The sequence below is a fragment of the Chryseobacterium sp. AG363 genome (assembly GCF_003610675.1).
Classification (GTDB): domain Bacteria; phylum Bacteroidota; class Bacteroidia; order Flavobacteriales; family Weeksellaceae; genus Chryseobacterium; species Chryseobacterium cucumeris.
Window position 1 is genome coordinate 114,170 of the sequence record NZ_RAQF01000006.1, and the last position, 13,480, is coordinate 127,649.

At 36.8% G+C, this 13,480-nt stretch carries 12 protein-coding genes; 9 read left to right on the forward strand and 3 right to left on the reverse strand.

The features are described 5' to 3' along the window. Positions 1-24: 24 nt before the first annotated feature. The 9 genes from DEU39_RS20850 to DEU39_RS20890 all read left to right on the forward strand — a co-directional run bounded on the left by DEU39_RS20850 (position 25) and on the right by DEU39_RS20890 (position 9,607). Positions 25-2,403: a heavy metal translocating P-type ATPase gene (locus DEU39_RS20850; protein WP_120233247.1), complete on the forward strand. Its 2,379-nt coding sequence runs from the start codon at positions 25-27 to the stop codon at positions 2,401-2,403. A gap of 109 nt (positions 2,404-2,512) precedes the next feature. Continuing rightward, positions 2,513-2,725: a cbb3-type cytochrome oxidase assembly protein CcoS gene (gene ccoS / locus DEU39_RS20855; RefSeq protein ID WP_062676009.1), complete on the forward strand. Its 213-nt coding sequence runs from the start codon at positions 2,513-2,515 to the stop codon at positions 2,723-2,725. 21 nt (positions 2,726-2,746) lie between these two features. After that, positions 2,747-5,008: a cytochrome-c oxidase, cbb3-type subunit I gene (gene ccoN / locus DEU39_RS20860; protein ID WP_062676010.1), complete on the forward strand. Its 2,262-nt coding sequence runs from the start codon at positions 2,747-2,749 to the stop codon at positions 5,006-5,008. Between the two features lie 22 nt (positions 5,009-5,030). Further along, the gene (locus DEU39_RS20865) at positions 5,031-5,231 is read left to right on the forward strand and encodes a cbb3-type cytochrome oxidase subunit 3 (protein WP_002983870.1); all 201 of its coding nucleotides are present in this window, start codon (positions 5,031-5,033) and stop codon (positions 5,229-5,231) included. Between the two features lie 10 nt (positions 5,232-5,241). After that, complete coding sequence (locus DEU39_RS20870) at positions 5,242-6,123, forward strand: cbb3-type cytochrome c oxidase N-terminal domain-containing protein (RefSeq protein ID WP_062676011.1); 882 nt, start codon at positions 5,242-5,244, stop codon at positions 6,121-6,123. 94 nt (positions 6,124-6,217) lie between these two features. Beyond that, positions 6,218-7,672 carry a cytochrome c oxidase accessory protein CcoG gene (gene ccoG / locus DEU39_RS20875; protein WP_062676012.1) on the forward strand — a complete coding sequence of 485 codons (1,455 nt, stop codon included), beginning with the start codon at positions 6,218-6,220 and terminating at the stop codon, positions 7,670-7,672. A 10-nt stretch (positions 7,673-7,682) separates the two neighbouring features. Continuing rightward, on the forward strand, positions 7,683-8,135 hold the full coding sequence (locus tag DEU39_RS20880; RefSeq protein ID WP_034692611.1) for a FixH family protein: 453 nt from the start codon (positions 7,683-7,685) through the stop codon (positions 8,133-8,135). Further along, complete coding sequence (locus DEU39_RS20885) at positions 8,126-8,851, forward strand: sulfite exporter TauE/SafE family protein (protein WP_120233248.1); 726 nt, start codon at positions 8,126-8,128, stop codon at positions 8,849-8,851. Before DEU39_RS20880 ends, DEU39_RS20885 begins: the two co-directional genes overlap by 10 nt. 18 nt (positions 8,852-8,869) lie before the next feature. Further along, positions 8,870-9,607, forward strand: a complete 738-nt coding sequence (locus DEU39_RS20890; protein ID WP_120233249.1) for a hypothetical protein — start codon at positions 8,870-8,872, stop codon at positions 9,605-9,607. Between the two features lie 55 nt (positions 9,608-9,662). On the opposite strand, the gene serS is transcribed toward DEU39_RS20890, so the two are convergent. The 3 genes from serS to asnB all read right to left on the reverse strand — a co-directional run bounded on the left by serS (position 9,663) and on the right by asnB (position 13,453). Beyond that, on the reverse strand, positions 9,663-10,931 hold the full coding sequence (gene serS / locus DEU39_RS20895; protein ID WP_120233250.1) for a serine--tRNA ligase: 1,269 nt from the start codon (positions 10,929-10,931) through the stop codon (positions 9,663-9,665). Between the two features lie 66 nt (positions 10,932-10,997). Continuing rightward, entirely contained in the window at positions 10,998-11,516 is a 519-nt protein-coding gene (locus DEU39_RS20900) for a hypothetical protein (RefSeq protein WP_120233251.1), read from the reverse strand. Between the two features lie 38 nt (positions 11,517-11,554). Next, the gene (gene asnB / locus DEU39_RS20905; RefSeq protein ID WP_120233252.1) at positions 11,555-13,453 is read right to left on the reverse strand and encodes an asparagine synthase (glutamine-hydrolyzing); all 1,899 of its coding nucleotides are present in this window, start codon (positions 13,451-13,453) and stop codon (positions 11,555-11,557) included. Positions 13,454-13,480 lie beyond the last annotated feature (27 nt).

Consider the following 13,480-nt stretch of genomic DNA (forward strand, 5'->3'; position numbering starts at 1 on the left):
TTTTGTAGTTCAATATTTTATGGGGTGAGCGAGAACTGTTTTCATTGTGGTCAAGGGATAGAAAAAGAGAGAATTTTATTTGATGAAAAGACTTTCTGTTGTAACGGATGTAAATCTGTTTACGAGATTCTAAATTTAAATCATTTAGGCAATTTCTATGAGCTTAATAAAGGAGCAGGAATTCGTCCGAATGATGAAAATTCTTCTCAATTTGATTACTTAGACACGCCGGAAATTTTTGAGAAAGTTACTGATTTCTCTGAAGGAAGCACCAGTCTTGTTACTTTCAAAATCCCTGTCATTCACTGTTCTTCCTGTATCTGGCTATTGGAAAGCCTTCATACATTAAATAAGCACATTAAATATTCGCAGGTAAACTTCACAAGGAAGACTTTGCAGATTTCATTCAACCATAACGATCTGAAATTAAGCGAACTCGCTAAATTCTTAACCAATCTAGGATACAAACCGGTAATCAGCCTTGAAACCGCTGATAAAAATGAAGATCATCTTGACAAATCTTTATTAGTAAAATTTGCCATTGCTGCCTTTGCTTTTGGTAACGGAATGTTCCTTGCCTTTCCGGAATATATTGGAGGGGAAGATTATTGGATGGAACATTACAGAGGTTTATTCAGAACTTTGATATTCCTGCTGGCAACACCTGTTGTATTTTATTCAGCTTCAGACTATTATAAATCCGCATGGTACGGTTTAAAAAATAAGATTGTCAATATTGACGTTCCGATTGTCTTAGGAATTTTTGTTCTGTACGGAAGAAGTATCTATGAAGTGGTAACAGATTATGGTCCAGGATATTTTGACACTCTTTGTGGACTTTTATTCTTTATGCTTCTCGGGAAAATTTTCCAGAAAAGGACGTACAGTGCACTATCCTATGACAGAGATTACAAATCCTTCTACCCGATTGCTGTAACCAAGGTAGATTTCGAAGGTAAACAGGATAATATTTTACTATCTGAAATAAAAGTGGGTGATAGAATTCTGGTTAGGAATCAGGAAATAATTCCGGTAGATGCTATTCTGATCAACGGAGAAGGTAATATCGACAACAGTTTCATTACCGGAGAAAGTGAAAGTATCAGCAAACAGCCTGGAGATAAGATTTTTGCCGGAGGTAAGCAGATAGGATCATCTTTAGAGCTCGAAGTGATTAAAAACGTAGATCAAAGTTATTTAACTCAGCTTTGGAATAAAGAGGCATTTAAAAAACACGAAACAGGTCTCGATACTCTTACGAATAACGTCAGCAAATATTTCACATTCATTATTTTAGGTATCGCTTTAGTCGCAGGAACTTATTGGTATTTTATTGATTTAAAAATTATGTTTCAGGTTATTTCTGCGATTCTGATTATTGCATGTCCTTGTGCACTTGCCTTGTCTGCTCCGTTCACTTTCGGTCACATTATGAGAATTTTAGGCCGAAATAAGTTTTACGTAAAAGATACTTTAACGATTGAAAAAATCGCGAAACTTGATACGATTGTTTTTGACAAAACAGGAACCATTACACACAGAAAGAAATCAAACATCAAATACGAAGGATCTGAGATCAGCGAATTTGACTCTTTGAATATCAAAACTTTATTAAAAAATTCCAATCACCCGCTTTCAAAATCATTGTATGAGTTCTTTGAAGTCAATGATGATTATTTCCCGGTAGAAAATTTCGTTGAAATCTCCGGAAAAGGATACGAAGCAAGCGTAAGAGGAAACCTATATAAAATTGGTTCCGCAAGGTATAACAACCGGGAGCCTAAAAACCTTGAAACGGCGGTTTACATCAGTAAAAACGGAGAATATTTAGGAAAATTCATCTTTAAAAATGAATACCGCCCGAAGCTGAAAGAACTTTTCACAAAACTTACCCACTACAAAATATTTATCCTGAGCGGAGACAATTCCTCAGAAGAAAATCAACTTAAAGAGCTTATTCCTAATTACAAAGGAATGGCCTTTAATCAAAGCCCGGAAGACAAGTTAAACTACATCAAATCCCTTCAGGATCAGCACTTAAAAGTCGCAATGCTAGGAGACGGACTTAATGATGCAGGAGCTTTAAAACAAAGTAATGTGGGAATTGCTATTGCTGACGACACGAATAGTTTTACCCCATCTTCCGATGTCATCATGAACGGAGATAAAGTAGTTACTCTGGACAATTACCTGAACGTTTGTAAGGGTTCCATCACGATTGTGAAAATGACATTTATAATCAGTTTTCTGTACAATATTGTTGGTTTAAGTTACGCTGTTACAGGGCATATGCATCCGCTTTTCGCTGCAATCATCATGCCAATCAGTTCGATTACAGTGGTTACCTTTACTACACTTTCAACCTGGATTTTAGGTCGTAAATATTTCAAAAAACAGGCGTAAAAGCCCTTATTTAGACTGATTTTAAATTAGCTGAAATCGGCATTTCGTGATGAATGTCATTATTTTTCACTAAATTTGAACCCCGAAAATAGGTTAATTTTGTTGTCCAATGGATATTCTATATTTAATGATCCTCTGCAGTGTTTCTTTGGCTGCGATTTTCTTGGTCGTATTTATAGTGTATGCCCGAAAAGGACAGTTTGAAGATGATGAATCTCCGGCTGTCAGAATCCTTTTTGATGACGAAAAAGTCGAAGAAAAAGATGAAACCGGCAACAAAAATAAAGACGATAAAGAAATAGGAGAAAATAATAAAAATTGAGAAAAATAGTGAATAGTTGATATGGAAACACAGAAGTTTAGTTATGACAATAGTATTGTCCGTGCGTTCCTTTATGCGACCTTAGTTTTCGGTCTCATTGGATTTACGTTCGGGCTTACGGCGGCATTAATGCTTTTCTACCCTGAATTACCTGAATTCTTTTTCGGGACGGATGACACAACCATTAAAAGTTTGGCATCTGGTAATATTGAAGGGTTAATAAACACTCATGGTGCATTTGGTTTTGGTAGAATCAGAATGCTGCACACCAATACCGTAATCTTTGCATTCGTTTGTAACATTGTTTACACGGGTATTTATTACTCATTACAGAGATTATTAAAAACAAGAATGTACAGTGACACATTGTCTTGGTTACATTTCTGGACCTGGCAGTTTATGATCGTTGCTACGTTCGTTACATTCTTTATGGGGATTAATACCTCTAAAGAATATGCTGAACACGAGTGGCCGATCGACATATTGATCGCATTCTCATGGATCATTTTTGGTATCAATATGTTCCTGACTATTTCTAAGAGAAGAGTGAGACACCTTTATGTAGCCATCTGGTTCTACATCGGTACCTGGATTGCAGTAGCAATGCTTCACATCTTCAACAACCTTGAAGTACCTTTATCTTTCACAGGCTGGAAATCTTATTCAGCATATGCGGGGGTAAAAGATGCTATTGTACAGTGGTGGTATGGACACAATGCGGTTGCATTCGTATTGACGACTCCGGTTCTTGGTTTAATGTATTACTTCCTTCCGAAGGCTGCAGACAGACCGGTATTCTCTTATAAACTGTCTATTATTCACTTCTGGTCATTAATTTTCGTATATATCTGGGCTGGTCCTCACCACCTTCAGTATACAGCTCTTCCGGCTTGGGCTCAGGCGGTAGGAACAGGTTTCTCTATCATGCTTATTGCACCATCCTGGGGAGGTATGTTAAATGGTCTTCTTACGCTGAGAGGAGCTTGGGATAAAGTAAGAGAAAATCCTATCCTTAAGTTCTTCGTAGTAGCTGTTACCTGTTATGGTATGGCAACGTTTGAAGGACCGCTTTTGGCAACTAAAAACATCAACAAAATTGGTCACTTTACAGACTGGGTTATCGGTCACGTTCACTTAGGAGCTCTTGGATGGAATGGTTTCATGGCATTCGGGGTTATCTATTACCTGGTACCAATCATGTGGAGAACAAAACTTTGGTCTGTAAAATTAGCTAACTGGCATTTCTGGTTAGGTACTTTAGGAATTATCTTCTATGCAGTTCCAATGTATATTTCAGGATTTACACAAGGATTAATGTGGAAGCAGTTCAACCCGGATGGAACCTTATTATGGAAAAACTGGCTGGATACGGTAACGGCAATTATTCCTTACTTCAAAATGAGATTTGTAGGAGGTCTATTCTATATCTCAGGATCTATCCTGATGATTGTAAACGTAATTGCTACAGTAAGAAAAGGATCATTCCAAAAAGAAGTTCCTGCTGAAGCTCCAGCGTTGGCAAACATCAGCAAAAACAGAAAAGAAGGAGAAGGTACTCACCTTTGGCTGGAAAGAACTCCGGTATTATTAGGTATCCTGTCTTTCATCACGATATCAATCGGTAGTTCAATTGAAATTATTCCAACACTATCTCTTAAGAAAAGTGTACCTACGATTTCTGCGGTAAAACCTTATTCACCGCTGGAACTTGAAGGTAGAGATATTTATATCCGTGAAGGATGTAACGCTTGTCACTCTCAGATGATCAGACCGTTCAGAGATGAGATTACAAGATTCAACGGTAAAAACGGACAGTACTCCAAAGCTGGAGAATTCGTATACGACAGACCATTCCTATGGGGTTCTAAGAGAACAGGACCGGATTTACATAGAGAAGGTGGTAAAAACCCAAGTTCTTGGCACTACAAGCACATGTATAACCCAAGATCTACTTCTGCTGGTTCTATCATGCCTCGTTACCCTTGGTTAATTGCTACTGACTTAGACAGAACTAAGATGGTAGACAAGATGAAGCTGATGAAGAATGTATTCGATGTACCTTATACTAAGGCTGAAATTGATTCTGCAGACACATGGGCAAACAACCAATCAGCAAAAATTGTGAAAGATATCTTCTCTGAAGCTAATGACCTTAAGCAGGCTTATGCTAAGAGACCTCAGGGAGAACTAGAGAAAAAAGAAATTGTAGCTCTTATTTCTTATCTTCAGAGATTAGGTACAGATATCAAAACAACTGAAATCAAAACAGCAAGTAATAACTAAAAAACATTAAAAAGTTCATACTATGATTCCTCAGAACTTTAAAGATATATTATCCAATACTGAAAATGCTGGCTTCTACCAGACACTGGCTCTGATTTTCTTTATGCTGTTCTTCATAGCTTTAGTAATCTATGTTTTTAGCAGACCTAAAAAATATTACAAAGAAGAAGAAGAGGCACCTCTTGGGGATGATGAAGATGACGATTTTAATTTAAAAAATTAAACTATTTTTTATGAAACAAAGAACACCTGTTGTTATAAACATCTTAATAATAATCGGACTTTTAATAGTTTTTTATTATTTATTTGTACAGAGCTACGCGTTCCTTTCTTCACCTTACTTCTGGGGAACTGTTGTGATCGCTGGTATCCTGGCTTACATTCATGGAGCTATCGGAGACCTAATTGAGAACAACAAATTCAAGAAATTATCTCCTGAGGAAAAGGCAGCATATTTAGCTGAAAAGAAAGTTCCTTATTTCAAAAGATTGTACCAAAGTGCTTTCAAAAAGCAATCGGCTTCTGAAGAAAAGGATATCCTTATCGACCACGGTTTCGACGGAATCATGGAGCTGGATAACCAATTACCGAAATGGTGGGTAGGTTTATTCTATTTTGGGACCGCTTTTTGTATTGTATATATTGCAGCTTACTCTTTCACAGACTTCGCTCACCCGTTAAGCGAATATGAAAAAGAATATAAAGAGCAGTTGGCAAGTATTGAAGAATATCAGAAATCTCAGCCTCCTGTAACGATTGAAACAGCTAAGTATTCAGCTGATAACATTGCAGAAGGTAAAGAATTATTCAAAACAAACTGTGCATCTTGTCACAAAGAAGACGGTAGTGGAGGTATCGGGCCAAACCTTACTGATAACTACTGGATCAACCAGCCTGAGAAAACGTTATTCAAAAACGTATTCCACATGGACTGGAATGGTTCTCCTACTAACCCTGCCATGAGAGCCTTCGGTAAAAACGGAGAAGTTTCAGGAGCAGAAATTGAGAAGATTGCAGCGTATGTATATCACATCAACCAGGAACAACCACCAGTGACTCCGGCTCAGGGAGGAGCAGCTCCTCAGGGAACCGAAGCACATTGGGAAAAAGAATAATTTAAAAAATTAGAAAACATATGAAAAAACATAATTTGTTATTAGATTAAAATAGTAACGAATTATGTTTTTTCTTTTTTAAAACCTATTACATATGTCAGACATAGAAGATATAGAAGTACGCGGCGGACAGGGACAGGTTCTGGACCCTGAGACTTACAGAGATTCTATAGGGACAATGGAGCAATCCGGAAAAAGAAAATGGGTCTTTCCAAGAAAACCTAAAGGAAAGTACACCAACTATAGAAACATTGTAAGCTATTTACTATTAATTATTTATTTTACATTACCATTCATCAAAATCAATGGAAACCCATTGCTGATGTTTAATGTAATAGACAGGGAGTTTTTCATTTTTGGACAGCCTTTCTATCCACAGGACTTTTTTATCCTTACTTTAGGTGCTATTGCCTCTTTAATCTTTATTATTGTTTTTACGATTGCGTTCGGAAGAATTTTCTGCGGGTGGATCTGCCCTCAGACAATTTTTATGGAATCGATATTCCGTAAAATCGAATATCTGATTGAAGGTGACCGAAATAAGCAGATGAAGCTGGACAGACAGGAGTGGAACAGTGAGAAGATCTGGAAAAGAAGTTTGAAATGGAGTATTTATGTCATCATTTCACTCATTATCACCCACTTTATGTTCATGTATATCGTAGGATATGAGGAAGTATTTAAAATTGTTGGAGAAGGGCCATTTGCACATCCTACCAATTTTATTGTAATGATTCTTCTTACCGCAGCATTTTACTTTGTATTTGCGTGGTTCAGAGAGCAGGTTTGTACATTGGTTTGTCCTTACGGAAGACTTCAGGGCGTATTGATAGATAAAGACACTATCAATGTTTTCTATGACTTCAAAAGAGGAGAAAACAGAGCAAAATGGAGAAAGGGTGAAGATCGTAAAGCTGCAGGAAAAGGAGATTGTATCGACTGCCACCAGTGTGTAGTGGTATGCCCTACCGGAATTGACATCAGAGACGGACAACAGCTGGAATGTATCAACTGTACCGCATGTATTGATGCCTGTGATGAAGTAATGGAAAAAGTAGGACTTCCAAAAGGATTGATCCGATATGCTTCTGAAAACGAAATTGAAAAAGAAACTCAGTTCAAGTTTACAGGAAGAATGAAAGGGTTTTCTATATTCCTGTTATTTCTTGTAGGATTCCTGGGATATCTTCTGTACAGCCGTGGTGAGATGGAGGCTAAATTCATCAAACCTGCGGGAAGTACATTCTTTGTGAGAGACGGTAAAATTACCAACACTTATAATTATACCTTCCTTAATAAAACGAACGAGAAAAAAATCGTTACCATCAAAGTAATAGATCCTGCACATGGTGAAATTACGTATAGTGCATCAAGTAAGATTCAGGTAGACAGAGATAAAATTTCCAAAGGAACGATCAACATCAGCTTCCCGGAAAATGATATGAAACTCTCTAAACAAAATATTACTATCGGTGTTTACGATATGAAAGGTAAATTGATAGACTCTTATCAGACTTATTTTGAAGGACCATTTAAACTGCAATTTTAATTAGAAAAAGATGAAGAACTTTAGTTGGGGACATGGTGTTGTAATTGCACTATTAGCATTCATAGTTTTTATATTATCCATGATGTTTCTTTTCCCGAACGGGCAGAAGAATTCTGAAATGGTAACCGATAATTATTACGAAGAAGAGTTGAAGTACCAGGATGTGATTGATGCTAAGAAAAAGGCAGATGATCTTCAGGAAAAACCTGTATACAGCCAGGATACTCAAGGAATTAAAATTACTTTTCCTAAAGAATATAATAACTCAAATACTACGGTAAAATTTGTTTTAAACAGAACCGACGACCAGAATTTAGACATTAAAAAATCTGTACAGCTTGATGCCAGCCAGTCTTTCACAATTCCTGCACAGGTATTGAAAGTAGGAAACTACACATTAAGATTAAGTTGGACAAAAGATAAAACAGACTACCGAATGGATTATGATGTGATATGGAAATAGGACTTATTGTATCGGCTATTGCTTTAGGCTTTGCTTCCGGTTTTCATTGTATCGGAATGTGCGGACCTATTGCTTTATCGATGGGATTAACCAAAAAACAGTCAGCTAATTTCTATCTTCAGAACCTTACTTATCAATTCGGAAGAATTTTCACCTACTCCTTATTGGGTGCACTTCTCGGAATTATCGGTCAAGGATTTGAAATGGCTGGCTTTCAGAAATACCTCACTATTACGGCAGGAGTTCTTCTGATCATTATGGCTGTATTTTCATTTGGTGGAAAAGATTTTGCTTCAAAAATTCCTTTCCTATCCAAGTTTCTGTACAGCGTAAAAATGAATTTGGGAAAATTACTTCAGAAAGCAGATTACCGTTCAAGATTTACGACTGGTGTATTAAATGGCTTCTTACCGTGTGGAATGGTGTATATGGCACTTACCGCCAGCCTCGCAGGAGGAGGGATATGGCAGGGAGCTTTATATATGGCTTTATTTGGTTTGGGAACCCTTCCGTTCATGTTCGCTATAGTTCTGGCTGGAAATCTCATGAATCAGGCCTTCAGAGTAAAAGTTTTAAAAGCAGTTCCTGTGATTATGATTATTTTGGGAGGATTATTCATTCTGAGAGGTCTTGAACTCGGAATTCCCTATGTTTCTCCGAAAGCAGAAGCCATGACAATTATTAAAGATCCGAACGGAGCCGTTAACTGCCATTAATTTGTATTTAAATCTACCATGAAGAAAAACATCCTCTTATTTCTGATCAGTCTTTTTATATTGCAATCCTGCAGTATCAATTCTGAAATTGTCTATCATAAAGATGCTGCGTCGTCTTCTGTCACCGATATTGATACAAGGGAGTTTATGGCTGAAATGATGGCGATGACACCGGATTCATTAAAGCAGAAGGAATTTGGGGAAATGGACAGACTTCCGACTACCTGGACAAGTATGTATGATCTTGCCAAAAAGGAAGGAAAATTAAAAACTGAAAATCCGGACTCTATCAGAATCATGAAAAAAGTTTTCATGAAATCCACAAAGGAGGACAACAAGCTGGCAGGATTTTCTTTTAAAATGGAACATTTTACTGCAGAAGATTATTTGGTTTTAAAAAGTTTTACAAAGACCGAAAAAATCCCTTTAGATCAAAATATATACAATAGCTGGGATGGAAAAACACTCACCATCGATACAGAAAATTTTAATCTTAGAAGTATTGAAGAGGCTGTCAAAACCAAAAGCTCAAAGGAAGAAGCTGAGAAAGTAGCCGGGATGATGGTAATGTTTTTCAAAAAGATCGGTACAACCTTAAAATTTGAAAATAAAATACAATCAATCTCAGGTAAACATGATTGGGTAAAACAGATTGATGATCATTCCATAAGAATAGATTATGATCTGAAAGCTATTTACGATAATGATACAAAACTCAAAAACGCTGATAAGAAGATTATCATCGTTACTGAATAAAACAAAGACCACCGGATTATGGTGGTCTTTTTATTGTTACTAAAAATAGATTAATTTAGTTGATCATATCAAATCTTGCATATTCCGCAACCTTCTTAGGAAGCTTGATTCCTTCCGGTGTCTGGTTATTCTCCAGCAATGCAGCCATAATTCTAGGTAAAGCCATTGCAGATCCATTCAGGGTGTGAACCAGCTGAGATTTACCATCTCCTTTGTAACGGCATTTCAGTCTGTTTGCCTGGAATGTTTCAAAATTCGAAACAGAGCTTACTTCCAGCCACATTTCCTGAGCGGCACTCCAAACTTCAAAGTCATAGGTCATGGCAGATGCAAAACCTGTATCACCACCGCAAAGTCTTAATACTCTGAACGGAAGCTCAAGATCGGTAAGAATTTCTTTGATATGCTCTACCATTTCTTCCAAAACAGCATAAGAATTTTCCGGTTTTTCAATTCTTACGATTTCTACTTTTTCAAACTGGTGGAGACGGTTCAATCCTCTTACGTGAGCTCCGTAGCTTCCTGCTTCTCTTCTGTAGCACTGAGAGAATGCCGTATTTTTGATCGGAAGATCTTTTTCATCCAGTAATACATCACGGTAAAGGTTTGTTACAGGAACTTCTGCAGTAGGAATAAGATATAATCTATCTTCGTTGATATAATACATCTGTCCTTCTTTATCCGGCAGCTGTCCGGTACCGAAACCTGAGGCTTCATTGACAACATGAGGAGGGTTCACTTCTGTATATCCCTTTTCTACGTTTTTATCTAAGAAATACTGAACCAGAGCTCTCTGCAATCTCGCTCCTTTTCCTAAATAAACAGGAAAACCTGCACCGGCAATTTTTACCCCTAATTCAAAATCAATCAGGTTGTATTTTTTTGCCAGCTCCCAATGAGGGATTGCTCCTTCACCAAGACCTTCTACAGGATGAGACTGGAAAATGATTTCGTTATCATCCGCAGAAGCACCACTCTTTACCAGTTCATTGGGAATGTTGGGTAGTTGATAAAGAATATTCAGTAAGTCGTTTTCTTTAACTTCTAGCTGGGATTTCAATTCTGAGCTCGACTCTTTGTATTGTGCTGTTTTAGACTTTGCAGATTCCGCTTCTTCTTTTTTCCCTTCTTTCATCAAAAGTCCGATTTCTTTCGAAATTTTATTGATTTCGGAAAGCTGGGAATCTAGCTCAAACTGGATTCTTTTTCTTTCTTCGTCGGCAGCGATAGCCTCGTCTACCAACTCAAGATTTTTGAATTGTCTTTTCTTAAGACCTTCTAAAACGCGTTCTTTGTTGTCGCGCAAAAAATTGACTTGTAACATTTTATTTAGATGTTAAATATTAGATGTTAAGCTCATAATAAGCTAACAATTGTACAAATTTAAAAATTATTTTGTGATCGTAACGGTATTTATTGAAGTAGGTGCATCAGCCTCTTTTGAAAACACTTCATTTCCGTCATACAATACCTTTGAAACCTGAAATACAGTAGGTGTATTACGATATTGAATTTCCAATGTCCCGGTAACATTATCATTGACATTGGTACTTTTTGTAAAGGTAATTAACATTTTGGAATGGTAAGAAGTTCCTGTTCCCGGATTATCAGGACTGATAGAATCTAATCTTCTTCTTTTAGCACCCGCCAGATAATCCATGTAAAATAAGGAATCCGTTGTCATTTTCAATGGAATACTTACCGGGGCAATATCTTTGGTTCCAAAAATATCATTTACCGAAAATCCAGTATAAGATCCGGCTTTTTTACTGTTCAGAAGGTCCTGACCTGCACTGTTTTTCATATAAATATTCAGCGCCTGATCTATTCTCTGCAAAGAATCATCATCATTTTTACAACTGATGAGTGCAAAAACCGCTACAAAAATGCCCCAAAAATATTTCATCATAAATACAAAGGTAAAATATTAATCTTTAGACTCCTTCTTTATTTTTCAAAATATTTCTGATACCACAGTTCAAAGGTAACCAGCTGCCATATTTTTACCCAATCATATTCATGTTCCTGATGATTCCACCATTCATCAATCACTGCAGCATTGAAGAAATTTCGCTTTTTTAAGCTTTCCAGATTTTCGGTAATAAAGTCTCTTACTTTTTGCTCATTTTTAATGAAATAATTCACCGGAAATGAAAACCCTTTCTTGGGCATATTCAGAACTTCCTGAGGAAGATATTTTTTAGCTGCTTTACGTAATAAAGGTTTATTCTGAATTCCATTAAATCTGATATTTTCCGGAAGTGATGATACATAATCTATCAGGTTATTGCTCAGATAAGGATAACGGAATTCTACGCTATACTTCATCGCACTCAGATCATCCCGGAAAACATGGTGGGAAGAGAGTGAATATTTCATGTCGTATTCAAAATACCCGGCATAATTTTTTCCTTCTGAAAGATGATATTCTGAAAGGTGTAAATCTATTTTACTATAAATAGCTGGGGTTATAAGACTTTTAACTTCCATCGGTCTCATACTGATCTGGCTTTGTCTGAAAAAATCAAACATATGATCCTGGGAAAAGTAGTTTTTCACCCGTTGTGAAAATTTATCCTTTGTAAAGATCAAAGGGCCTATAAAATTAAAATTCCTCATCAGAAGCCATCTGTTCAGTTTCAGCGTATGAGAATAGCCTGCAAAGAGCTCATCCGCTCCATTTCCACTTAATACGACTTTAAAATTCTGATTATGTGCATATTTTGCAGCATTAATCAAGACTTCAAAACTGCTGTAAGGTTCTTCAAAATGCTGAATATTTTCTTTAAGGTCTTCCAGTGCCTCGTCATCATTTACCTTTTTTATCTCATGCGGAATTCCAAAATGTCTGGCGGCCAGAGATGCATTATGTACTTCTTCTTCCGAAAACGGATAACTTATTGTGTATGTATTAACATGAGCACTGAAAGATTTTGATTTTGAAGCAATTAACGTTGAATCAATTCCACCACTCATCATCACTGCTACAGGAACATCCGCATATAATTGTTCTGAAATACTTTCAGAAAGAAGTTCGTCAATCCTTTTTACCGCTTCTTCATCGGAAATATTTTTTTCAGACTGAGAAGGCAGTCTCCAGAATTTTTCTGTAGTGATTTTCTGATTTTTTAAATCAATAGTCATAAAAGATGCAGGTTCCAGAGAGAAAATATTCTGAAAACAGGTTTGTGGAGCCAATGTTGTTTGAAAAAGAAAATTGGTGTAGACTCCGTTCCAGTTGATTTCAGCCTTTACCAGCTGGTTTTTCAACAATGCTTTTATTTCTGATCCCCAAATCATTCCTTCCTTACTGTGATGATAAAAAAGAGGCTTCATTCCTACTCGGTCTCTTGCCAGAATAAGTTTTTGAGAGATAAGGTCCACAATACAAACCGCAAACATCCCATCCAGCTTTGCAAAGGTGGAACTTCCCCACTCCTGATAAGCTTTGAGAATAACTTCAGTGTCTGAAGTACTGCAGAAAGAATGACCTAAAGACTCAAGTTCTTTCCTTAATTTTTTAAAATTATAAATCTCTCCGTTAAATGTAATAATAATCTGCTCATTCTTTGAAAGCATAGGCTGATGCCCTTTTTCAGACAGATCAATAATGGATAATCTACGGAAACCTAACGCAATATTAGAATTTTTCTCTTTTAGAACCGGAAACTGTTCTTTAATTTTTTGCGTGGAATCGTTTCCCGAAAAAGAGGCTCCCTCTCCGTTACTATACATCCAGAACCCTTCATCATCCGGACCGCGATGTCTGATCGCCTGATTCATTTCCAGAATATTTGTAGAGGAAATACTTTTATGAAATGAATAATAACCGGTGATTCCGCACATAGAAAAGGATTAATAGATATGTAAAAA